Annotated in this window: 19 protein-coding genes; 7 read left to right on the top strand and 12 right to left on the bottom strand. The window is 60.5% G+C overall.

The features are described from left to right. Window positions 1-169: 169 nt before the first annotated feature. Window positions 170-1231: an HWE histidine kinase domain-containing protein gene (locus tag QM780_RS07550; protein WP_415069855.1), complete on the top strand. Its 1062-nt coding sequence runs from the start codon at window positions 170-172 to the stop codon at window positions 1229-1231. On the opposite strand, the gene QM780_RS07545 is transcribed toward QM780_RS07550, so the two are convergent. From QM780_RS07545 to QM780_RS07525, 5 genes are all read right to left on the bottom strand, one after another. Then, the gene (locus QM780_RS07545) at window positions 1221-3134 is read right to left on the bottom strand and encodes a glycoside hydrolase family 15 protein (RefSeq protein WP_415069854.1); all 1914 of its coding nucleotides are present in this window, start codon (window positions 3132-3134) and stop codon (window positions 1221-1223) included. The genes QM780_RS07550 and QM780_RS07545 overlap by 11 nt on opposite strands. 147 nt (window positions 3135-3281) lie before the next feature. Continuing rightward, on the bottom strand, window positions 3282-5216 hold the full coding sequence (locus QM780_RS07540; protein ID WP_415069853.1) for a response regulator: 1935 nt from the start codon (window positions 5214-5216) through the stop codon (window positions 3282-3284). Window positions 5217-5227: 11 nt separating this feature from the next. Beyond that, window positions 5228-10912, bottom strand: coding sequence for a HAMP domain-containing protein (locus tag QM780_RS07535; protein ID WP_415071985.1), 5685 nt, complete (start codon window positions 10910-10912; stop codon window positions 5228-5230). A gap of 206 nt (window positions 10913-11118) precedes the next feature. Then, the gene (locus tag QM780_RS07530) at window positions 11119-11661 is read right to left on the bottom strand and encodes a sigma-70 family RNA polymerase sigma factor (RefSeq protein ID WP_415069852.1); all 543 of its coding nucleotides are present in this window, start codon (window positions 11659-11661) and stop codon (window positions 11119-11121) included. Continuing rightward, on the bottom strand, window positions 11658-11900 hold the full coding sequence (locus tag QM780_RS07525) for a NepR family anti-sigma factor (protein WP_415069851.1): 243 nt from the start codon (window positions 11898-11900) through the stop codon (window positions 11658-11660). Before QM780_RS07525 ends, QM780_RS07530 begins: the two co-directional genes overlap by 4 nt. 245 nt (window positions 11901-12145) lie before the next feature. On the opposite strand from QM780_RS07525, the gene QM780_RS07520 reads away from it, so the two are divergent. Both QM780_RS07520 and QM780_RS07515 read left to right on the top strand, forming a co-directional pair. Then, complete coding sequence (locus QM780_RS07520) at window positions 12146-12949, top strand: response regulator (protein WP_415069850.1); 804 nt, start codon at window positions 12146-12148, stop codon at window positions 12947-12949. Window positions 12950-13097: 148 nt separating this feature from the next. Beyond that, window positions 13098-13646 carry an SRPBCC family protein gene (locus QM780_RS07515; RefSeq protein ID WP_415069849.1) on the top strand — a complete coding sequence of 183 codons (549 nt, stop codon included), beginning with the start codon at window positions 13098-13100 and terminating at the stop codon, window positions 13644-13646. 73 nt (window positions 13647-13719) lie between these two features. Here QM780_RS07515 and QM780_RS07510 read toward each other — a convergent pair whose 3' ends face one another. Then, a complete protein-coding gene (locus QM780_RS07510; protein ID WP_415069848.1) occupies window positions 13720-14337 on the bottom strand; it encodes a response regulator in 618 nt (205 codons plus the stop codon). Beyond that, window positions 14334-15698, bottom strand: a complete 1365-nt coding sequence (locus QM780_RS07505) for a HAMP domain-containing protein (protein ID WP_415069847.1) — start codon at window positions 15696-15698, stop codon at window positions 14334-14336. The genes QM780_RS07510 and QM780_RS07505 overlap by 4 nt, the downstream gene beginning before the upstream one ends. Before the next feature lie 592 nt (window positions 15699-16290). Between QM780_RS07505 and QM780_RS07500 the strand changes: the two genes are divergently transcribed. Continuing rightward, on the top strand, window positions 16291-17847 hold the full coding sequence (locus QM780_RS07500) for a hypothetical protein (RefSeq protein WP_415069846.1): 1557 nt from the start codon (window positions 16291-16293) through the stop codon (window positions 17845-17847). Between the two features lie 15 nt (window positions 17848-17862). Here the strand turns inward: QM780_RS07500 and QM780_RS07495 are convergent, their stop codons facing one another. Continuing rightward, on the bottom strand, window positions 17863-18072 hold the full coding sequence (locus tag QM780_RS07495; protein WP_415069845.1) for a DUF2842 domain-containing protein: 210 nt from the start codon (window positions 18070-18072) through the stop codon (window positions 17863-17865). A 123-nt stretch (window positions 18073-18195) separates the two neighbouring features. On the opposite strand from QM780_RS07495, the gene QM780_RS07490 reads away from it, so the two are divergent. Then, window positions 18196-19317, top strand: coding sequence for a COX15/CtaA family protein (locus tag QM780_RS07490; RefSeq protein WP_415069844.1), 1122 nt, complete (start codon window positions 18196-18198; stop codon window positions 19315-19317). On the opposite strand, the gene argC is transcribed toward QM780_RS07490, so the two are convergent. The 4 genes from argC to rplM all read right to left on the bottom strand — a co-directional run bounded on the left by argC (window position 19292) and on the right by rplM (window position 22095). Further along, window positions 19292-20236: an N-acetyl-gamma-glutamyl-phosphate reductase gene (gene argC, locus QM780_RS07485; RefSeq protein ID WP_415069843.1), complete on the bottom strand. Its 945-nt coding sequence runs from the start codon at window positions 20234-20236 to the stop codon at window positions 19292-19294. The genes QM780_RS07490 and argC overlap by 26 nt on opposite strands. Continuing rightward, window positions 20233-20991, bottom strand: coding sequence for a TerC family protein (locus tag QM780_RS07480; protein WP_415069842.1), 759 nt, complete (start codon window positions 20989-20991; stop codon window positions 20233-20235). Before QM780_RS07480 ends, argC begins: the two co-directional genes overlap by 4 nt. Before the next feature lie 157 nt (window positions 20992-21148). Further along, window positions 21149-21628 (bottom strand): 30S ribosomal protein S9, encoded by a 480-nt coding sequence (gene rpsI, locus QM780_RS07475; RefSeq protein WP_415069841.1) that lies wholly within the window; start codon window positions 21626-21628, stop codon window positions 21149-21151. 5 nt (window positions 21629-21633) lie between these two features. Continuing rightward, the gene (gene rplM, locus QM780_RS07470) at window positions 21634-22095 is read right to left on the bottom strand and encodes a 50S ribosomal protein L13 (RefSeq protein WP_415069840.1); all 462 of its coding nucleotides are present in this window, start codon (window positions 22093-22095) and stop codon (window positions 21634-21636) included. Between the two features lie 393 nt (window positions 22096-22488). On the opposite strand from rplM, the gene QM780_RS07465 reads away from it, so the two are divergent. Together QM780_RS07465 and QM780_RS07460 are read left to right on the top strand one after the other, a co-directional pair. Further along, window positions 22489-23079: a hypothetical protein gene (locus QM780_RS07465; protein WP_415069839.1), complete on the top strand. Its 591-nt coding sequence runs from the start codon at window positions 22489-22491 to the stop codon at window positions 23077-23079. A 32-nt stretch (window positions 23080-23111) separates the two neighbouring features. Further along, window positions 23112-23927 (top strand): enoyl-CoA hydratase, encoded by an 816-nt coding sequence (locus tag QM780_RS07460; RefSeq protein ID WP_415071984.1) that lies wholly within the window; start codon window positions 23112-23114, stop codon window positions 23925-23927. Window position 23928: the final 1 nt, after the last annotated feature.

Genomic DNA, 23928 nt, shown 5'->3' with positions numbered 1-23928 from the left:
TTTGAGAGCTATGATTTGTCGCGCACGAGCGCGGCATCGGACGGCTTCAGGGCTCGCCTGACAGGCCAAGATGTGCTAACGAAACACGTGATGAACTAGGGGCACGAGGCCTTTCTGCAGCGCCTCCGCTTGGAATGCAAAATGGAGGCGCGGGCCGTTCGTGCGGCGAATGGTTCAGGTCGTCGACAATTTGATCGAACGCGCTTTTCCGCGACTGCGACGCAAGCCGCAGTATGCTTATCCTATTGCCGTGGCAATTTTTGCGTTGGCGGCGTCGACGCGCTTGGCGCTGTCGCGATGGCTCGAAAACGGTACCCCGTTCCTGACCTTCTTCGTGGCTGTGCTGCTGACGTCGCTGATCGCCGGCACAGGGCCTGGGTTGTTAGTGGCGGCCGCGTCGTTGCTCTTCAGCTGGTACTTCTTCTTTCCGGGACCCGGCTGGTTGCCGTTAAGCACCGACACGATCGTTGCGCTCGCGAGCTTCACGTTCTTTTCGCTGCTGATTGTCGCCGTGGTCCATCTGCTCAATCGGAAAGTCGAAGGCCTGATCAACGAGCGCTCGCGCAGCGAAGCTCTGCTGCAGGATAGCGCGCTCGGGGAGATGCAACTTGAGCAGTTGAACGGCGAACTGCGCCATCGACTGAAGAACACGTTTGCGGTCATCGCCGGGCTCATCAGCCAGTCGGCACGATATACACGCGATGTTGACAAGTTTGCTCAGGTGCTCGCGGGCCGTCTCTCGGCGATGGGCAACGCCATGGACTTGGTCGCAACCCGCAGCTTCATCGGTGCGTCGTTGAGCGAATTGATCGCCGAAACTTTGAAGCCTCTCGTGCCGCCCGGTTCGACACGCTTCGCGATGCGCGGACCCGACACAATCGTGCCGGGAGACGTCGCAAGCGCACTCGCATTGACGCTTCACGAGCTTGGAACGAACGCAATCAAGTATGGAGCATGGTCGAACGATCGCGGTGCGGTCAGCGTCACCTGGACACTGGTGCGCCTCGATAACGACGACAATCGCTTCGAGCTTCTGTGGAGCGAGCGGGGAGGCCCGGCAGTTACGGCGCCCGAGCGGCGCGGCCTTGGAACGACGCTCATCGACAGCGGATTTCCGACGGCGCAGGTCGAAAGGGAATTCAACGAGGATGGCGTCCAATGCCGCCTGGTTGCAGTCTTGAAGCAGGCAACCACGCGCCGCACGCGCGGTCGCGCCCCGTCTATCCGCTGACGTCGAAGGGTCCGCGCGCCGCGCCGCCTGTCACTTCCCGTAACAGCGAGCGTCGCTCGGCCGGGCTTTGTCCGTTGTTGCCTTTGATATCGTGGTGCGCCGCGGCCGAGCCGGTCCAGGCGTCCTCCCACTTCCGCGACAGGGTCATGCCCGAATTGATCAAACCCGCCATCGAATAGGTTTGTGGCAGATTTCCCCAGAGTTCGCCGGTCGAAGGATGCAGGTCTTCGCTGAGCATGCCGAACGAATTGCGATGGTTCAGAAGCTCGCAGAAAAGCTCGCGCGCTTCATCCGCCCGCCCGACCGACGTCAACGCGTCGATATACCAGAACTGGCAGGCCAGGAACGCCGATTCCGGCAAGCCGAAATCATCCTCGGCTGCATAGCGCAGCATCAACCCATTGCGCATCAGCTCGCGGCCGATCGTGGCGGTCGTTTTGACGAAGCGCGGATCGTCGGCAGGTAGGAAACCGAGATCGGCCAGCAGCAATACACTGGCGTCGAGTTCCTGGTTGTCGAACGCTCCCGTGAACGCCCCGCGCTTGTCGCTCCACGCACGAGCAAGAATTTCAGCACGAATTTTCTCGGCGGCTTCATTCCAGTAGTGGACGCGCTCGGGTAAGCCGACGATGTGTGCGATCCGCGCCAGCCGGTCACAAGCCACCCAGCACATCGTCGCCGAATGCGTGTGGATGCGTGTCCGGCCGCGATATTCCCAAATGCCGGCGTCGGGTTCGAGGTAAAGACGGCGGGCCTGCTCGCCGAGCGCCTCTAGTTCCCGGAACAGACTGACGTCGCCCATCCGCGGCAAACGCTGGTCGATGAACATCTGCGTCGCGCCGAGAATGACGCTACCATACGCGTCGTGCTGCAATTGATCCGAGGCGAGGTTGCCGAGACGGACCGGCCCCATACCCTGAAACCCTTTCAGGTTAGGAGCGATCTGCTCGACCGAGGTGTCGTTGTGTACAATGCCGTAAACCGGCTTCAGCGGACTTTTGCCGTCGCCGACGATGGTCGTGATGTATTCGAGATAATGCTCCATCGATTGTGTCGCGCCCAACCGGTTCAGCGCGCGAATGACGAAATATGCGTCGCGCAGCCAGCAGAACCGGTAATCCCAGGTGCGGGGCGTGTTCGGAGCCTCGGGGATCGAAGTCGTCAGAGCGGCCGTGATCGCGCCAGTCTCCTCGAAGGTGCAAAGCTTGAGCGAGATCGCCGCCCGGATGATCTCCGGCTGCCACTCGTAGCTGACGGCGAGCCCGCGCGTCCATCCCACCCAGAAGTCGCGGGTCCGTTCGAGAAATTCGCGGGACAAAGAATCCATAGAACTGTCGATGGGCTCATCCGAACCGATCACCAGGGTCGCCGGGTGCATCAGTGCGAATGGCGTTTCATGCACGATGTAGGAAATGGGAATGTCCGTCGTGACACGCACGGCGGTCGAACCGCACTGGTAGCGAACATGGTTCGAGCCATGCGACGTGCTTTGCGCCACTTGCCCGTAGCTGTGCGTTGGCCGGACCCGCACGGAAATCCGCGGCAAGCCCTGAAGCGGCTCGATGCGGCGGAAGAGCTGCGTCGGATGGAACGAGCGGTCGAAACGCCAGAATCTCGGCGCGAAATCGGTGATTTTCACCGCCGCGCCGCTGCTCGATGTCAGGATCGTCTCTAGAATGCAGGTATTGCGAATGTAGCTCGATGTTGCGGACACCTGACCTTCGAGCACGACGTCGCAAAACCCTTTCTCTTCGTCGCCCGCGAGCAGCCGGCAAAAAATTGGATCGCCGTCGAGACGCGGAAAGCACCACCAGACGATGCGCGCGCCTTTGTCGATAAGGGCAGCGACCCGGCCGTTGCCGATTGCCGCGACATCGAGTGACGAGCGATAGGTATTGGCCATCAGCAACTCCCCCGCGGGACTGGCATTACGAAAAGAGGAAACTCAGAAATCCGGCATCGGTTGCGCGCACTGCACAATGACGCACCGAAGCCGGCAGAATTCGCACGAAATGGGCGAAATGGCCGGCTTACGACGCTGAGGCTCCGGCTACGCAACTTGATCGGATGCATTGCCTGCGCGCTCACCTGCACGATAGGCGAGCATCTTGATGAGGTCTTTAACGTCCGCGGGATTGTAGGGCTTTGTCAGGTGCGGATAATCTCTTAGCCGCGGAGGCAGGAAAACGAGATCGTTGTAACCTGTGGTAAATGCAAAAGGGATCATGCGGCGATCGAGAATTTCGGCGATCGGCGCACTGTTATCGGCGCCGAGGTTGATGTCGATCAGCGCGATGTCGAAATTGGCCTCGGCCGCGGCACGTAGCCCGTCCGCCAGCTGGGCGAAAGGTCCGACGACGGTATGACCTTCGCTTTCCAGATCGAGCTTCAGCTGCATCGCGATCAGGGCTTCGTCCTCGACAAGCAGGATATGACAGCCGGGTGCAGCAGGAACGTTCGCTGCGGGCGACGGAGGCCTCGCCTTCGGGACGATCGCAATGTGGCGGGTGCCTACCATCTGCGTCCGCGACGACAGCTCGCCCTGAAAATCGAATTGAAAGCCCTCTGGCGCGAACACCATTTCCGCGGCGCCGCCGCATTCGGACGCGGCGCTGCGGATCACCGCCAGACCGAAGCCGTTGCGCGACGGCTTGCGGCAACGAGGTCCACTGCGCTCCTGCCATGAAAACGCAATCTTGTCGCCGTCCGGCGTCGCGATCCGTGACCAGGCGACGTTGACCTTGCCTCCGGCAGCCGAAAGCGCGCCATGCTTCACGGCATTGGTGACGAGTTCATGCAGCACCAGCGCCATCGATTGTCCGAACTTCGAAGTTAGCCGGATGCGGTCGCCGTCGATAGTAATGTCGTTGTTTCCGCGTGATCGGAAAGGCGCGAGCGCACCTTCGACGAGTTCGTGCAGGTCCACGCCCGTCCAGCTGCTCTGCCGCAACAAATCGTGCGCGGAGGACATCGCGTGAATGCGACCGTCGAGAGCCGACGCAAACGACGCCACCGAAGTCGCGTTGGTACTTGAAAGCCGCGCGATCGCCGCCACGTTCGCCAGGATGTTTTTGACCCTGTGATCGAGTTCGGCCATCAGCAGCTGCTGATGACTTTCTGCGGATTTGCGCTCGGTGATGTCGAGGATCGTGCCGAGCACGCGCGGGGCATCGGCCTCCGCATCGTTCCCCACGCCATGAAGCGCCCTGCCGCGTGCCAGGATCCATGAAATGCCGCGCGCGCTCGTGACGCGAAATTCGAGTTCGGCCGTGCTTTCGGCATAGTTGGCGGTTCGGACATACTCCTTGACCATCTCGCGGTCTTCGACATGGACGAGTTCCATGAAATCTTCAAAGTTCTGTCGCTCAGGGACGTTGCAATGAAGGACGTCCGAGATGTTCGCGGACCATTGCAGCATCTGCGTCTTTGGATCGTATTCGAACGTCGCGAGCTTGGCTGCCTCGCTGGCAAGGCGAAGTCGCTCAGCGCTTTCCTGTAGCGCGGCGTGCGAGGCTTCGAGTTGCTCGGCGCGTTGCTTGACGCGCTCTTCAAGCTCCGCGTTCAGCGCATCGAGCTGTCGGCTTTTCCGGTAAAGCTCGACGAAGATCTGCACTTTGGCTTTGAGAATTTCCGGAACGACTGGCACCGAGACATAATCGACCGCGCCGGTCCGGTAGCCCTTCAGAAGATCGTCCGTCTCAAGCCGGACGGCGGAGATGAAGATCACTGCGGTCTTCTCGTGTCGCGGATGGTCGCGGATCATGGATGCCAGTTCGAAGCCGTCGAGATCGGGCATGCACACATCCATCAGGATGACGGCAATGTCGTTCTTGAGCAAAGCCGTCAGCGCTTCTTCCGCCGTTGTCGCCTTGATCAGCGTCGCGTCGAGGCCATCCAGGATGGCTTCATACGTCAGCAGCTTCCCCGGCTGGTCGTCGACCAGGAGTATATTGACAGGCTCGATCGCAGCGTCTTGCGCAGGCATGCTTTTCCTCGTCAACGATGCAGCCACATCCGCAGCGCGGAGAGAAGTTGCTCGGTATCGACCGGCTTTGCCAAGTAATCCGATGCGCCGGCTTCGAGGCATTTCTCCCGGTCGCCCTTCATCGCCTTGGCGGTTAGAGCGATGATCGGCAAGCGCTGGTTTTTTTCGCTGGCCCTGATTTTATGTATGGTCTGATAGCCGTCCATATCCGGCATCATGATGTCCATCAAAACAATCGAGACGTCACTGCCGTTCAGCGTTTCTATGGCCTCGAGGCCCGTCGTAGCGGTCAGCACGTCCATGCCGCGGCGTTCGAGAAGGCTGCTCAATGCAAAAATGTTTCGTGCATCGTCATCAACGAGAAGCACCTTGCGCCCGACCAGGTAATCGTCGGTGTCGTGCAGACGCGAAAGCAGCTCCTGTTTCGCCGCCGGCAGATCCGCGACAACGCGATGGAGGAACAGCGCAGTCTCGTCCAGCAGGCGCTCCGGCGATTCGACGCCCTTGACGACGACGGTCCGCGCATATTGCCGGATCTGCAGGTTCTCGTCGTTCGACAGCTCCCGGCCCGTGAACACGATGACAGGGATGTCACGCATCGTGTCCTGGCGGCTCATATGCTCTAGGATCTCGAAGCCCGACATGTCGGGAAGCTTGAGGTCGAGCACCACGCAGTCGATGTTCTCGCGCTGGAGAATGTCGATCGCCGATTTCCCGTTTTCGGCTGTAAGAATTTCGACGTCACCCTCTTCGAGAAGCGCCGCGATGCTGAAGCGTTCAACGGGATCATCCTCGACGATCAGAAGCCGCTTGCGCGCCGAAGCAGAGAAAGCGCCGATCTTCCGCAGGGCGCTATTGAGTTCCTCCGCCTGCAGCGGCTTCGTCAGGAATGAGAAGGCACCTCGCGCCAAGCCATGGTGACGATCATCGTCCAGCGTGACGACCTGAACCGGAATGTGGCGAGTGAGCGGATTGTGTTTCAATTGGCTGAGCACCGACCAGCCGAGTACGTCCGGTAAATGAATATCGAGAGAGATCGCGGTCGGATTGTAGTCGGTCGCCAGAACCATCGCATCGACGCCGCGCTGACACACGATACCCTTGAAGCCCGTCTCGTGCGCCGCGTTGAGAAGAATGCGCGCAAAGTTCGCATCGTCCTCGACGATCAGCAGCACTTGGTCTCCAGCGATGATCTCGTCGCGATCGTCTTCGATCGCAGGCGGCAACAAACCCGAGTGGGGCAGGGCAGGGGTGGGCGCCGCGGCGGAGTCCGGTCTCAGACGTGCGTCGTTGGCAGCCGTCGCGTACCGCAAAGGCAAGTACAGTGTGAAAGCACTGCCGACGCCCGGTTCGCTGGTCAGTTGAATTTCGCCACCGAGAAGATGCGCAAGCTCACGGCTGATGGCGAGGCCGAGGCCCGTGCCGCCATACTTGCGGCTCGTGCTCGCGTCTGCCTGCTGGAAGGCCTCGAAGATGAGCTTCTGCTTGTCCGCCGGAATGCCGATACCGGAATCCTGCACCTCGAACGCTACAACTGTCGGCGCATCCGATAGGATCGGATGGTCGGAAGTCCACTTACCGCGCGCGGGCTTGACCGTCAGGCCGACGTGACCCTCGCGCGTGAACTTGAAGGCGTTCGACAACAGGTTTTTCAGCACCTGCTGTAGACGCTTTGAGTCGGTGAAGATCGTCTTGCCGAGATCGGCGTCGAACGTCACTTGGAAATCGAGGCCGCGCCGCTCCGCTTCGTGACGGAACGGACGCGCAACCGCCTCGATCAGGCTGCCGAACGCCACTTCCTCGGCGTCGACCGAAACCGTGCCGGACTCGATCTTCGAAAGATCGAGAATATCGCTGATGAGCGTCAGAAGGTCCGTCCCCGCGCCGTGAATCGTGCGTGCGAATTCGACCTGCTTTTCAGTGAGGTTCTTGTCCGGATTATCGCTCAGCTGCTGGCCGAGAATAAGAATGCTGTTGAGCGGCGTCCGCAGCTCGTGCGACATGTTCGCGAGGAACTCGGATTTGTAACGCGACGTCAGCGCAAGCTCGGTGGCCTTTTCCTCGACGGCTCGCCGTGCCTGATCGATTTCTTCGTTCTTGCGTTCGACCTCGACGTTGCGTTCGGCGAGCTGCTGGGCTTTTTGTGCCAACTCTTCGTTGGTCTTCTGCATCGCCTTCTGCTGATCCTGAAGTTCGGCCGCGAGCTGTTGCGACTGCATCAGCAGGCTTTCGGTCTGCATCGTCGCTTCGATACTGTTGAGCACGACGCCGATGCTGACCGACAGCTGTTCGAGGAACGTCAGCTGCGCCGGTTCGAAGTTCTGCAGCGAGCTTAGCGAAATCACGGCTTTGAGATGATCTTCGAACGTGATCGGATGCACGATCACGCTGCGTGGAGGCGCGGAGAATACCACGGCGTCGATGTGACCAGCGGGTTCCGGAATATCGGTGAGAACGCGGCGCTTCTTCTCCGAGGCACACTGCCCGATGAGTCCGGAGCCCAATGGCAGTCGGGTCGGATGGGGGACGCGCGTGTCATCGGCATAGCTTGCGAGAAGCTTCAGCTCGCCGCTCAGCGCGTCGTACTGATAGATGACACCTTGGTGCGCATCGATTAGAGGCACGAGTTCGGACAGCAGCTTCTTCGACACCGTTATCACATCGCGCTGGCCCTGCAGCATGCTGGTGAACCGCGCCAGGTTGGTCTTCAGCCAGTCCTGTTCGGTATTGAGCTGCGTCGTCAGGCGCAAGTTGCCGATCATGGTATTGATGTAGTCTTTGAGTTCGGCGACTTCGCCGCGGGCTTCGACCTGAATAGTGCGCGAGAGGTCGCCACGGGCGACGGCCGTCGTCACTTCCGCGATGGCGCGCACCTGTGTCGTGAGGTTCGCAGCCAACAGGTTGACGTTGCCGGTCAAGTCTTTCCACGTGCCGGCGGTGCCCGGCACGTTGGCTTGCCCGCCGAGTCGGCCTTCCACGCCGACTTCGCGCGCCACCGTCGTCACCTGGTCGGCGAACAGCGCCAGCGTTTCGGTCATGTCGTTGATGGTTTCGGCGAGTGCCGCGACTTCGCCTTTCGACTTCACCGTCAGCTTCGGCTTGAGATCGCCGTTGGCGACGGCCGTGACGACTTTGACGATGCCGCGAACCTGCTCGGTCAGGTTTGCCGCCATGACGTTGACGGTATCGGTGAGATCCTTCCACGTACCGGCGACGCCTGGCACCGCCGCCTGACCGCCAAGCCTCCCCTCGGTGCCGACCTCGCGTGCGACGCGCGTCACTTCGGATGCGAAGGCGTTGAGCTGATCGACCATGGTGTTGATGGTCGTCTTGAGGTCGAGAATTTCGCCTTTGACGTCGACGGTGATCTTTCGTGAAAGGTCGCCGCGGGCAACCGCGGTCGTGACTTCGGCGATGTTTCGAACCTGGGTGGTGAGGTTGGCCGCCAGCAGGTTGACGTTGTCCGTCAAGTCCTTCCACGTCCCGCCGACGCCCGGCACCACGGCTTGACCACCGAGGCGCCCTTCGGTGCCGACTTCGCGCGCAACACGCGTCACTTCGGCCGCGAACGAACGCAGCTGCTCGACCATCGTGTTCAGCGTTTCTTTCAGCAGCAGAATTTCGCCACGCACGTCGACAGTGATCTTCTTCGACAAGTCACCGCTGGCGATGGCCGTTGCAACTTCGGCGATGTTGCGCACCTGCGCAGTCAAGTTGCCCGCCATGAAGTTGACGTTGTCCGTCAAGTCCTTCCACGTACCGGCGACGCCCGGCACGGCGGCCTGACCGCCCAGCTTGCCCTCGGTGCCGACCTCGCGCGCGACGCGCGTCACTTCGGACGCGAAGGCGTTGAGCTGATCGACCATCGTGTTGATCGTGTTCTTGAGTTCAAGAATCTCGCCCTTCACATCGACCGTGATCTTGCGCGACAGGTCTCCGCTGGCCACAGCGGTCGTGACTTCGGCGATATTGCGCACCTGGGCGGTAAGGTTCGACGCCATCGAGTTGACGTTGTCGGTCAAGTCCTTCCAGGTTCCGGCAACCCCGGGCACCGCCGCCTGTCCGCCGAGCTTGCCCTCGGTGCCGACCTCGCGCGCGACGCGCGTCACCTCGCCGGCAAAAGCATTGAGCTGATCGACCATGGTGTTGATGGTCGTCTTGAGGTCGAGAATTTCGCCTTTGACGTCGACGTCGATCTTTTTCGAAAGGTCGCCGCGCGCGATCGCGCCGGACACCTCGGCGATGTTGCGAACCTGCGTCGTCAGGTTGGTCGCCATCGAGTTGACGTTGTCAGTCAAATCCTTCCAGGTACCGGCGACACCCGACACTTGCGCCTGGCCGCCGAGCTTGCCTTCGGTGCCGACTTCGCGGGCGACGCGCGTCACTTCGCCGGCGAAAGCATTGAGCTGATCGACCATCGTGTTGATGGTCTCTTTCAGCTGCAGGATTTCGCCCGAGACGTTGACGGTAATTTTCTTCGACAGGTCTCCGCTCGCCACAGCGGTCGTGACTTCGGCGATGTTGCGCACCTGAGCGGTGAGGTTCGACGCCATCGAGTTGACGTTGTCGGTGAGGTCCTTCCAGGTACCGGCGACACCCGGCACCGCCGCCTGACCACCGAGTTTGCCCTCGGTGCCGACCTCGCGGGCGACGCGCGTCACTTCGCCTGCAAAGGCGTTGAGCTGATCGACCATCGTGTTGATGGTCGTCTTGAGGTCGAGAATTTCGCCTTTGACGTCGACCGTGATCTTGCGGGAAAGGTCGCCGCGGGCAACCGCCGTCGTGACTTCGGCGATGTTTCGCACCTGTGTGGTGAGGTTTGCCGCCAGCAGGTTGACGTTGTCGGTCAAGTCCTTCCACGTCCCGCCGACGCCCGGCACCACGGCCTGGCCGCCGAGACGCCCTTCGGTGCCGACTTCACGAGCCACGCGCGTCACTTCGGCGGCGAACGAGCGCAGCTGCTCCACCATGGTATTGATGGCTTCCTTGAGCTGCAGAATTTCGCCGCGTACGTCGACCGTGATCTTCTTCGACAAGTCGCCATTGGCGACGGCGATCGTCACTTCAGCGATGTTTCGCACCTGCGCCGTCAGGTTCGACGCCATCGAGTTGACGCTCTCGGTCAGGTCTTTCCAAACGCCGGTGACCTCGCGAATTTGCGCCTGACCGCCGAGCTTGCCTTCCGCACCCACTTCGCGCGCCACGCGCGTCACTTCCGAGGTGAAAACCGAAAGCTGTTTGATCATCGTATTGACGATCGTCGCCGAGCGAAGGAATTCGCCCTTGAGCGGCCGGCCATCGACATCGAGCCGCATCGGCTGCAGGAGGTTGCCTTGTGCGACGGCCTCGATCGTCCGCGTCACTTCGCGGGTCGGCTGCAGCAGATCATCGATCAGCGAATTGACCGATTGCTCCATCTCGCCCCAGGCACCAAGGGCGAGACCCAGCGTGACACGCTGGTTCGTCAGACCGTCCTTACCGACGACCTGGCCGATCCGCTGCAGCTGATCGGCCATCCGCTGGTTCGTCGCAACGATGTCATTTACCGTGTCGGCGATCTTGCCTGCGAGGCCGTCCCAGTCGCCACGCATCCGAACGCTGAAATCGCCTGCCTTCACCGCCTGGAGCGTCTGGAGCATTTCGACAAGAACGCCGCCCGGACCCGAAGGGTATCGCTCGGATCCGACCGCGACCATCTGCTCCGACATAAGAAACTCCCCGCAAATCCACTTTAACCCCGCTCAACGCACGAACTCGGCACTTGGTTCCCTCGCGTGCGGAACTCATGGCTAGCCCAATTAGACCGCCCGTAAAGTCAAGGCCCGCTTGGCCCTGCATTGAAGATTTCGCGCTGTAGCGAGGACGAACAAGGTGGCCAAAGCAGGGCCTTCGAAACTGAAAATCAGCTCCCCGATGAGCTTTTGACACTGCCCTGATCGTTCCCCGGCGAAGCCTCGGTCACTTCACCGGTCATTTCTTCGAGCAACCGGCTGCGGGCGCGGTTAACCCGGCTCTTCATCGTGCCGACGGCACAGCCGCAAACCCGCGCCGCGTCTTCATAGGAAAACCCTTCCGCCGTAATGAGCAGCAGCGCTTCGCGATGATCCGGCGTTAGCCGCATCAGCGCTCTTTGCATGTCCTCGAACTCGAGCTGCGCAAGCTGCGGCGGCGGAACACTGGCGTTCATCGCAGCGTGGTCTTCGTCGAGATCCTCGCGCTGGGACCGGCGGTAATGCGTGAAATAAGTGTTCCGAAGGATAGTGAACAGCCAAGCCTTGAGGTTTGAATCCGGTACAAACGAATCCTTATGAGCCCAGGCTTTCAGCAACGTCTCCTGAACGAGATCGTTCGAGAGTTGGGAATCTCCGCTGAGTGAGTGGGCGAAGGCTCGGAGATTTGGGATCGTTTCGATCAAAGCGTCCCCGAAACTCTTGCCCTCCGTCACTTGGGTTCCTCCTTAGCCTCGAGCTTGCGCACGAGTTCTAGAAGGTCGTCTGGGACCGGCTCTTGAGCGAACGTTTCATACATCGCCCGCATGCGCTGGCCGATAAGCTGCGCCGCAAATCCCGGCAGCTTCGGAACGGCAGGCCGGGGGACGTCGGGGTCGGAGACGTCGCGCTCCTGTTCGAGCAGGTCGCCCTCCGACCGTCTGCAGTCGTCTGGTGTTTCAAGTCGGTGTTGCATTTTTGAACCCCGGTGGCCCTCTGGAGCCTTGCACGGCCCCGATTGAGACAAACTTTTGGAGCATCGTGTAATGGGGCCGATCATCAAACGCTTCTCAAAAGAATTCGTTCCGGAAGGGAACCAACTGCCTGCCATTTGCGTTATACGTAATGGTGCAGATTGGCCACTCTCGCGTTTTTGCGGCGCGGCTGCTGGCGGCCCGGGGATCGGATTGCTTGTCCGGTGGGCTTGGGAGGTTCGAAAAAATGTCGATGGCGCAAACAATACGCGTGCACTTGCCGTACCTGCGGCGGTTCGCACGGACGTTGACGGGCGCGCAGCAGACCGGCGATGCCTACGTCGCAACCTTGCTTGAGGGTCTGGTTTCGACACCGTCCGATTTCCCGACCAACATGGCGCCGAGAACGGCGCTCTATCACCTGTTCCTGAAAGTCTGGAACTCTGTCCGGCTCGATTCCGACGGCGGCGATGAGGTGGCAAATCCGCTCGTCGTCGCTCAGCATCGAATCAATTCGATCAGCTCGCTGCCGCGCCAGGCCTTCCTGCTCGTCGCGGTAGAAGGCTTCACCTCCGCCGAAACGGCGGAGATCCTTGAAATCGGCGAGTCTGACGTCGAAAAATTATTGGAGGTCGCGGGTCAGGAAATCGCCCACCAGGTCGCGACCAATGTCCTTATCATAGAGGACGAATTGCTGATCGCGATGGATCTCGAAACCATCGTCACCAGCCTCGGCCATACCGTTCAGGAAATCGCGACCACCAAGAACGAGGCGCTTGCCGCCGTGAAACGCAGGAAGCCGGGGCTCATTCTCGCCGACGTCAAGCTAGCGGACGGCAGCAGCGGTCTTGAGGCGGCCAAGGAGATCGTCGCCGAGGGCGAAGTGCCGATTATTTTCATCACCGCCTATCCGGAAAAAGTTCTCACCGGCGAACGCCCCGAGCCAACATTCCTGATTTCGAAGCCGTTCCAGCGCGACACGGTCATGGCGATCGTCAGTCAGGCGCTGTTTTTCGATACCCGGGCTCATCTGAGGACCGCGGCCGCCTGATCCCTAGGCTTGTTCACCAAGCGTTGGGACCAAGAATCCTGGTCCATTTTTCCCATTGTAATAAAGTAACGCGGTTGTGAAGTTGGCTCCGATCGCTTTTTTCGTAAGAGCGTGGAAGCTGACAAAAAAGCAATGGGAGTGAAGCGCAATGAAATTCGCACAAGGCCTTGCGATCGCCGGAGCCGTCGCCGGGCTGTTTGGAGCTGCAACGATGGCCGATGCAGCGAGCATCGCCGTCGGCAAGAAGCTCGAACTCAAGGTCGATCCGAAGAAGATGGATGAAGAGCGCACGCGGCTTTGGGAGAAGTTCGGCGGCTGGTGCGCGATCAAGGATTGGCATCCCGCGATCGCAAGCTGCGAGGAAAGCACCGAGGGCGACGCCAAGGTCCGCGTGCTGACGCTGAAGGACGGCGGCAAGATCAAGGAAAAACTGCTCGACGTGAAGCCGAACTTCTACCGTTACGAGATCCTCGAAAGCCCGCTGCCTGTCAAAAATTATCAGGCGCAATTTGCCTTGACGCCCGACGATGACGACGAGGATGAAATCAACTTTGCCTGGTCGGCTGTTTTCGATCCCGCCGACGGCAAAACGGACAAGGAAGCCCGTGACGTCATTTCCAGCATCTTCAAGGCTGGGCTCGACAACATCAAAGCGACGGCCGGCACCAAGCACGACGATGACGACGATAAGAAGTAAGGCCGCCGCAGACTGAATATTCGTGAGGGCGCCGGTGTAAGCCGGCGCCTTTCTTGTTTCGCCGGAAGCCAGATCAGGCCTTTAGCGTCTCAATCGCAAGCCGGATCAGATCGGCGGTGCGGTCGACGCCGAGCTTGACTTTCATCTGCGTGCAGATGTTGGCGACGGTCTTATAGGCGATCCCAAGGCTTTCCGAGATCGCCGTCATGCTCTTGCCCTGACCGAGCATGCGCAGGATCTCGACCTCGCGGATCGAAAGCGATTGCAGCGGATCATCCGACGAGATCTGACTGACGGCGATACGCGACGCCAAATCTCTGTCGATATACTGTTCGCCGGTGCGCACTTTGCGAATGGCCGCGATCAATTCCTCGACCGGCGCGCTCTTGCTGACGTAGCCACGGGCGCCGCCTCGAAGGGCGCGAACGGCGTAGATCGGCTCATGATGCATGCTGAATACGACGACCCGCGCGTTGCTGTCGAAGCCGAGAATGCGCCGCAGAACTTCAAGCCCGCCGGCGCCTTCAAGGTTGAGATCGAGCACCACCACGTCGGGGCGTTCCTGGCCATAGATCGCGAGGGCATCGTCAATCCCCGCCGTTTCGAGAACCTCTGCTTCGAAATGCGCGACGAACAGCTTTCGAAGCCCTTCGCGAACGACGCCGTGATCGTCAACTATTAAAATTTTCATGCTGCGCTCGTGGTCAACGACTGGTGGTTGTTTTTCTTGTTTCGTGTCGGGGGCAGTGGAATTTCGACAATCAGGATGACGCCTTTGCCTTCTTCGCGATCGGCGATCCGGACTTGGCCATCAAGAGATGTAACGCGCTCGCGCATGCCGGCGAGCCCGAAGCCGCGGGAACCCTTCACCGCAATTCCCGAACCGTCATCGGATACGAGAACTTTGAGCTTGCCGTCGGCGGTTTGACGTACCGTGAGCCCGATCGCGCGTGGTTCGCCGTGGCGCACGGCATTGCTCGTGCCTTCCTGCAAAATCCGGAACACGACCTCTTCGATGCTGGGCGAAAATCGCGTGTCTTCGATATCGGTCGTGAATGTGATGTTCGGCCGCCGCGCCTTCCAGAATGCGACGAGCTGTTCGACCGCGATCGACAATCCCTGATCGATCAGCAGCGCCGGCCTCAGTCGGCTCAGAATCGCGCGCAGGTGAATCTGCATGTGCTGCACCGATTGTCGTATGGCCTTGCCGCGATCGAGGATATCGTTCGAAGCATTGCGCGATACCAGAAGCGGAATGGCTTGTGCATCGACGTCGGTTGCAAACAGGAAGGGCCCGATCTCGTCATGCAGATCGCGCGCGATCTCGGATCGCTCTTCCTCTTGAACGGTCAGAAGCTGCTCGTTGAGCCGCTGATTTTGCTGTTCGGCCGAACGGAGCCGATCGGCCATCCGGTTGAACGCCTGATAAATCAATTTCAGATCTTCAGGACCGGTTTCCGATACGTGCGCCGTATAATCGCCTTCGCCGACGCGCTCGAGCGCCGACGATAACTGCTCAAGCGGCCTCAGCGCCCGCCCGAGTGTCGCGTAGATCAGGCCCAGAACGACGACGCAAAAACTCGCGACGATTAAAAATTTCAGCTGCAGGTCTTCCCAGACTTCGCCCACCTCGTTATGCGGATCGGCGCTGATTTCGATAGTGCCGGGTTTTTTGGAACCGGGCGGCAGACCGAAATTGCGCGAGCGCGGTTCGCCCGAAAGCAAACTATAAAGCCAGTTCGGCGGCGGATCCTTCGGCTTTTCGAGACGTGACGCGCTGACGACCGTTCCGTCCGGAGCGATAAGACGGGCGACGATATGACGGTCCCCATCGAACGACGAAATGATCCTTTGAACCTGCGAGTCTTCCGGCGCATTTGACCCGAAATCGGACAGAGCATCGCTGACGGCGGTGCTCGCGACTTCGATTGCCGATGACATTTCGAGATTGATCTTGCGCAAGCCGTACAGGTAAGTCAGCACGCCTCCACCGACGAGGCAGAGCGCCAGAACGAGCGCGACGAGCGCGAGAAGTCGGCGTCTCAATGGCATGCGCGGAACGATGCTGGCTTCTGTAACATTGTAACTTTCTTTCGCTCACCCGGGAGAGCGCGTCAAGCAAAGCCGGGAAAAAAAGGTAATCTAAAACCGTTTCCTTGGCAGGGAACCTGCATCGGTCATTCGTAAACGAAATTCGAATGTGGGAGCGTGCCACTCCATGACGCCGTACTTCCGTTGCTATGCCGCGAACTTCAATCGCGTGCGCCTTTTGGAGATGATCGACTATCGCGAACCGGCGTCGCGGCTTGGGGAATTGCGTCAATCTCTTAATAATAGCGCGCTATGGACGCAATTTCACGCTGATGTGTTGCCTAACGCCGAAAGCGGACGTTGGGCATCGACGTTTTCATCCCGCTAATGACGTTCGAAATCGCAGTTTCGGGAATTTTTCCCGAGACGAGAGCCGAGAAATCTGAAAAGCGCATCGGCAACTTGAGGGCGCGCCTGTTTCCATTCTGCCTTCTGCTCGACGCGAAAATCCCGCGATAGAGCGATTGTCTGCAATTTATAAGCTTGAATTAAGCGTCTGCTAACTTCGCCGGATGCTTACTCGGCTATCATCCCGTTAGTCGAGTTTTCACGAATGCTGTCGCATGCGCCTGTCGCGCCTGAGGCCAATCAAACGCCAGCGGTGGCCGATGCGCTGAAAAAAGCCGCCCGCCAGCTTGCTCTCTTCAGTGCTCTGATTGGCATTGCGACGTACGCATCTCTCTCGATGATCGCGCCGCGCTACGAGAGCGAGGTAAGGATCGCCGTCGTCTCGAAAGCGGCCCCGGCGACCGTCGATCCGGCCGCAACCGCAAAAGATATCGGCACTCTTCAGTCATCAAATCTCTTGGCCTCGGTGGCTGCTGATTTGGGCCTCGCCAAGGAGCGCGAATTCAATAGTGCGCTGGGCCCTGTCGATGCTCTCGATGCAATGCTTCGACTAGTAGGGGTAGGGAGACACTTCCATAGCGGTAACGAGACAGCTCACGTCATAACCGGCTTGCGCAATAGTCTCGACGTTCGCGCGATGGACGGCGGCCGCGCCATCGCCATAGGCGTCACTTCGCTGAACCCCGAGCTATCAGCCAAGATCGCCAATACCCTCGCAGCATCCTATGGCAAGATTCTTTCGGCACCTGCCGACGCCGGGGCAGCGCAGACGCAACCCGCCGACGTTCGGATACTGTCGAAGGCCGAGCCTGCCCGCAGCCCCGCGTTCCCGAAAACCGTCGAGATGACGACGCTGGCGACAATCGCTGCGCTGTTGTTCGGCATCGCATGGATCGTGATGATGACGGCGCTCCGCAGCCTTCCGTCGGCCAATGCGGCCGAGAGCGCCGCGCTTTCGAACCGCCGTGCTGAGCCGTTGTTGACTGAGGAACCGGATGATCCTCTCGTTCGCGAAATGACGGAGACGGAGGCCTCGGTCTCGCGCGAAACCTCCGAGATCACGATAGATCATTCAGCCGCAGAACCCGCCACCGCGCCCGTTGGGATCGTCGGAATAGAGACGATCGCCGAATGTCTGAAAACGCATCCGCAATCGGCCGGCGGCTTTCGCACGCTCATCACCTGCGAGGCAGACACAAGCGCCCCGTTCCAAGAGGCAATCGAATTGGCCAAGGCGCTCGCCGGCAGCGGCGCGCAGGCGATCCTGATCGATTGGAGTCCGAGCGGGAAGGGTTTCGCCCGCGCTGTCGGGCTGAGCGCAAGTCCCGGTTGGAACGATCTTCTCAACGGCAGCGCCCGCTTCGACGGCATCATCCAGCGTCTTCCCGGCACTCGCGTTCACGCGATCGCCAGCGGCCGGGCGATGGCGAACGGCGGCGCGAAGCTCGACCCCGATCTTCTGAACGTCACGCTTGACGCCTTGGATGAAGTCTACGAACACATCATAGTCGCGGCAGGCCACGACGAGGCGCGGGAGTTATTTGAATTTATCGAAGGTCGCTTCGACGCCGGGATTACAGTCGTTAATGACAGCGACACGCCCGAGCACGTGGGCGCAAAAGGCCTCGGCAATTTCCTGGGCTTCGAAGTCGCCGACATCGCGGTTTATCATTGTCGTCGCCCGCAGCCCGTTCTGTCGCCGATGGCACAGAGGATTGCACAGGCGACCAGGCCAAGAGAGGCCGTGGCGCTGCGTTCGTAAAGGCTTTCCGGGTGTTCAGCGATCAGGACGCTGCATCCAGCTGATCAGCCACGCCGCCGGCAAGGTCCAAAGCAATCCAGCGACCACATAATACGCAAGCTCCGCCACCTTGCTGACGTTGCGAACCTGCAGCACGACGGCGACAGCGACCGCCAGAACAGAGTAGACGCCAACGAGAATAAGAAGCGCGATGGTGCCGATAAGCTTTCTTTTGCGTTGCGTCATTCGCTTAAGGATTTCGCCAGGTTTTGCCGGAATATCGCGCCCCGCGCCGCATGGGCGCATTGCTCGCCCCCGGTGAAGGAGTATCACACCCGCCATGGAACGGCCCGAGGATATGCCCCGGCGATGAGCGCGATGCAACTTTCCGATAATCCAAACGCAACTGCGGCAGACGATCGAGGCGCCGGACGCCGCTCCGTCTCCTTGTGGCTCTGGATCGTAGCGGCGCTCGTCCTTGCGATGGTCGTTGTCGGCGGCGCGACGCGGCTCACCGAAAGCGGTCTCTCGATCACGGAATGGCAGCCGCTGCTCGGCGCCATCCCGCCGCTCAATGAAGCCGATTGGATGTCGGCATTCGAGAAATACAAGAAGATCCCGCAATACGCCGCGATGAACGAGGGCATGTCCCTATCGGACTTCAAGTTCATCTATTATTGGGAGTGGAGCCACCGCCTGCTCGGCCGCGCCATCGGCTTCGTCTTCGCGCTTCCGTTCTTGTATTTCTGGTGGACGGGTAAACTGAAACGCGGCACCGGCAAAAAGTTTCTGGGCATTTTGGCGCTAGGCGCGCTTCAAGGCGCCATCGGCTGGTACATGGTGAGTTCGGGCCTGAGCGAACGCACCGAGGTCAGTCAGTATCGCCTTGCGCTCCATCTGACGACCGCGTTCATGATCCTCGGCTTGCTGGTCTGGGCAGCGCTTGAAGAATGGCCGGGTCAGCCGCGCGTCACAGGAGAAGTCGCAACCCCGCTGATCCGGCGCATGGCGGCCTTCATCATCGCTGCCATACTCGTCCAGGTCATGCTCGGCGCATTCGTTGCCGGCCTCCGAGCTGGATACATCTACAACACATGGCCGTCGATGAATGGCCAGTTCGTACCGAGCGACTACTGGATCAAACCCGCTTACTTCAGCTTCTTCGAAAGCCATGCCGCGGCCCAGTTCAATCATCGGATGATGGCCTATTTCGTCGCCGCATTGGCTTTTCTCGAGATCTGGCTGACGAGCCGGGCGCCGGTCGACGACCGCATCCGTTTGACGGCCCAGTGGCTCGGCGCTGCTGTCGTTCTGCAGATCGCACTTGGTATCGCGACGCTGCTGTTGCACGTGCGCCTCGACGTGGCACTCTCGCATCAGGCGATCGGCGCGCTGGTTTTTATTCTCGCGGTCGTGCATCTGCACGCGACGCGCCGCGCAGGCGTTGTCCCGCGCGACTATTATGCTAGCCGAGGCCGAGCATCAGCTTGATGTTCTGGACGGCAGCGCCCGCCGCGCCCTTGCCGAGATTGTCGAGGCGAGCCACCAGCACCGCCTGGTTCAGCGCCGCTTTGCCGAAGACATAGAGTTCGAGCTTATCCGTGCCGTTCAAAGCTTCCGCCTCTAGCCGGCTCATGCGCGCCGAAGGCTCGGCGATGACGCTGACCATGTCGCTGCCGCGATAATGCTCATCGAGCACCAGTTCGATATCGCGCAGGCACGGCTTGGAGGGCAGCGTATCGAGATGCAGTGGCACCGAGACCAGCATGCCCTGCCGGAAGTTTCCGACACTCGGCACCAAGATCGGCCGCCGCGTCAGGCCGGAATACTTTTGCAGCTCGGGGACGTGCTTGTGCTCGAGACCGAGCCCGTAAAGCTCGAACGCAGGTGCGGTTCCGGCTTCATAGGCTTCGATCATCGTCCGCCCGCCACCTGAGTAGCCGGAAACGGCGTTGACGGTGATCGGATAGTCGGGCTCGATGATGCCGGCATCGACAAGCGGCCGCAGTAACGCGATCGCTCCCGTCGGATAGCATCCCGGATTGGCGACCCGCGTTGCCGTGCGGATGGCATCGGCATGCTCGCGCGTCATTTCCGCGAAGCCATAGACCCAGCCGTCGGCAATCCGATGCGCCGTCGAAGCGTCGACAATCTTCGGCGCCTGCGCACCGAGTTCATCCGCCAGCGCCACCGTCTCCCGCGCCGCATCGTCCGGCAGGCACAGAACGACGAGATCGACGTTGCGCAACATCTCGGCCCGCGCCTCGCGATCTTTCCGCTTTGCGGGCTCGATGCTCTTGACGTCGATGCTGGCGACGCCGGCCAGCCGCTCGCGGATTTCGAGACCGGTGGTGCCGGCCTCTCCGTCGATGAATACTCGAGCGAGCTTTGTCTTTGTCGCGGTCGTCATCTGAACCACATCCCGAGCCGATGCTTGATGCCTTCCCAGATCGTCTCCGAACAGCCTATGCCGTAGTTCGCGCACGCGATCCGGTGGCTGTCGCGATAGATCATATCGAGCGCAACATACAGGATGATGAGCAGGCCGATCCATGCAATCCATGGATAACGGGCCAGCAGCTTCGCGATGTAGGTCGACGCGACGGCCATCAGCACGATGGCGATGGCGAGGCCGATGATCAGGACAAGCGTCGATTCACCCGCCGCACCCGCGACCGCCAGCACGTTGTCGAGCGACATCGACAGGTCGGCGAGGATGATCGTCCACAACGCTCCCCAGAAGCTGACTGGGTTGGGATGCGGCTCGGAGGAGGCGAGATTCTTTTCCACGTGGTCGATCGAATGCGTATCCGCCTCGACGATCTGCTTGTACATCTTCCAGCACACGAACAAGAGCAAGATGCCGCCCGCGAGCGTCAGGCCGATCACCTGCAGCATCTGCTGCGCGACGCCGGAAAAAATGATCCGCAGGATGACGGCGCCGAGAATGCCCCAGAAGATCACCTTCGTGCGCATCGACTTCTCGACCCGCGACGCGGCCATGCCAACGACGATCGCGTTGTCTCCCGCGAGCGTCAGGTCGATCATCAGAATGTTGAACAGCGGCACGGCATGCGTTCGCCACCAGTGTGGAGAGACGAGGTAGCCGATATCTGTGATGAGTACGGTCCAAAGCTCATGAATGCCGTTTAATACCGCGTCCATTCTTTCTCCGACCCCCCGGTCATATGGCGAGTGCCGTTGCCGGCCAAACAGTGGCTATGTGGCATCCGGGCGCCGCTGCGACAACCCTTCGGCCACGGAAAAGCAAACAGCCCGCCGGGTGGCGGGCTGTGCTTTGGTCTGAACTGTTGCGCCCCGCTTAGCGCTTCGAGAACTGGAAGGACTTGCGGGCCTTCACCTTGCCGTACTTCTTGCGCTCGACGACGCGGCTGTCGCGCGTCAGGAAGCCCTGCTTCTTCAGCACGCCGCGCAACTCCGGCTCATAATAGGTGAGAGCCTTGGAGATGCCGTGACGCACCGCGCCGGCCTGTCCCGAAAGACCGCCGCCCGCGACCGAAATACGAATGTCATACTGCGTCGCGCGGTTGGCGAGATCGAGCGGCTGCTGCAGAAGCATCTGCAGCACAGGCCGCGCGAAGTAGGTCTTGTAGTCTTTCTCGTTGACCGTGATGGTGCCCTTGCCGGGCTTCAGCCACACGCGGGCGACGGCGTTCTTGCGCTTGCCGGTCGCGTAGGCGCGGCCGAGCTTGTCGAGCTTCTGCGTGCGCACCGGCGCAGCCTCGGGCTCCGAGCCCTTGACGGCAGCGAGATCTGCGAGGGTCTTCGTTTCGGTTACCATTGGTCTCAGACCCTCACGTTCTTACGGTTGAGCTTCGCGATATCGAGCTTTTCCGGGTTCTGTGCTTCATGCGGATGCGCAGTCCCCTTATAGACGCGAAGGTTGCGCATGATCTGGCGATGAAGCGGCCCGCGCGCGAGCATGCGCTCGACGGCCTTCTCGATGATCCGCTCGGGATGCTTGCTGTCGAGGATCTGGCGCGGCGTCCGCTCTTTGATGCCGCCCGGATAGCCGGTGTGCTTGTAGTAGACTTTGTCTTCACGCTTGGCGCCGGTGAAGACAACCTTCTCGGCGTTGATGACGACGATGTTGTCACCGCAATCGACGTGCGGCGTGTAGATCGGCTTGTGTTTGCCTTTGAGGCGCGTCGCGATGAGAGCGGCGAGGCGGCCGACGACGAGCCCTTCGGCGTCGATCAGCACCCACTTCTTCTCCACCGAGGCCGGCTTGGCGACATAGGTAGACATTCTATTGAGCTCCTTGGGGGACGGCTGCGCTGGTCCTGATGCAGTCCGCGCGACCTTCCGAGAAGCGGCGTGCATAATCGAAAACGCAGGCTGGGCGCAAGTGGATTTTGAAAAAACGAGGAAAAAGCAACAATATAAATGGCTTAGTCTAATGCGGTAAAATAATACCGCAAACGGTATCCAATTACCGCATGGAGGACGAGGATTGTCGGCATGCGTTGTTCATTGGCGGTGCAGACGCCATGCGGTACATGCGCTGATCTTCCCGCGCCACACCGGCATGAAAATCTAAAGGCCGGGCAGGGGAAGCTTTCTCATTGTCGTCCGACTGGGCGTAAGAGGTCTGTCGCAATAATTCCGCGCAACGCGGCAACTGGGATTTGGAGGAATGGAATGTCGGTCTTTCTGACCAAGGCTGCGCTCCGCGCGCTGATCGGAGGGCTCGGTCTCGCCGCCGGCATCGCGCTGGCTCATGCCGAAGATGCCGCCGCGCCCGCCAGTCCTCCGCCGGCGCAGAGCGACACGGGCGGCCCCGGCGCGACATCGACCGACGACGTCAAGCAGATCAAGCTCACCGACGAGCAGGTCACGCACTTCATTTCCGCTCAAGCCGATCTCGCCGCCATTGCCAGCAAGATCCAGGCAGCAGGCGACAAGCCCGACGCTGGTCTTCAATCCGAACTCGAAGCCATCGCCAAGAAGCACGGGTTCGGCAATTTCGCCGAGCTCGACGACGTCGCCGCCAACATCTCGATCGTGATGGCCGGGCTCGATTCCGGCACCGGCAACTTCGTCGATCCGGTCGATGCGCTGAAGAAGGAGCGCGAGGAAGTCCAGAAGGACAACACGATCCCCGACGCCGACAAGAAGCAGCTGCTTGATGAGTTGAACGAGGCGATCGCGACGACGCCGCGTCTTGAGTTCAAGGAGAACGTCGACATCGTCAAAGCCCATCGCGCCGAAATCGAGAAGGCGCTACAGTAAGCGCGTCGTTCCCACGGGAGAGCATGGATCGTATGCAAGACCTCTCGCCCCCGGCGGCGCCTCTGATCCTGACCGAGACACCTGCCCCGGGCGTCGCGCGGCTGACACTCAACCGGCCAGAAGCGCGCAATGCTCTGTCGCGAGCCGTTATCCGCGATCTGCATGGCGCAATCGAACGCTTGGGCGCCGATCCGACTGTCGCCGCAATCATTCTCGCAGCGCGCGGCAAAGTCTTTTCGTCGGGCCATGATCTGAAGGAAATGACGGCCCATCGTGTCGATAATGACGGCGGCGAGGCGTTCTTTCGCGAAACGATGACGGCCTGCTCGGCGATGATGCAGGCGATCGTTGCGTGTCCGAAGCCGGTCATCGCCGCCGTCGAAGGTCGCGCCACGGCAGCCGGATGCCAGCTCGTCGCCACCTGCGACCTGGCTGTAGCAGCCGAGACAGCAGACTTCGCGACGCCGGGCGTCAATATCGGGCTGTTCTGCTCGACGCCGATGGTCGCCTTATCGCGCAACGTGCCCCGCAAGCGGGCGATGGAAATGCTTCTTCTCGGCGAAGCGCTTTCGTCCACTGACGCGCTGAGCTTCGGTCTCGTCAACCGCGTTGTGCCGCCGGATCAAGTGATGGACGAGGCGCTTGGCATGGCCCGCATCATCGCCGCGAAATCGAAGGCGACGGTCGCCATCGGCAAGGCGGCGTTCTATCGCCAGGCTGAACTGACGCTCGACGAAGCCTACGCCTACGCCAGCGAGGTGATGGTGAAAAACATGATGACGGCCGATGCGGGCGAAGGCATCTGCGCGTTCATCGAGAAGCGCCATCCCGAGTGGAAGGATCACTGAA

This window comes from Hyphomicrobium sp., from assembly GCF_047600905.1.
In the GTDB taxonomy this organism is placed as follows: domain Bacteria; phylum Pseudomonadota; class Alphaproteobacteria; order Rhizobiales; family Hyphomicrobiaceae; genus Hyphomicrobium_B.
The sequence above is the reverse complement of the archived record's forward strand: the minus strand, read 5'-3'. Positions and strand labels throughout refer to the sequence as shown.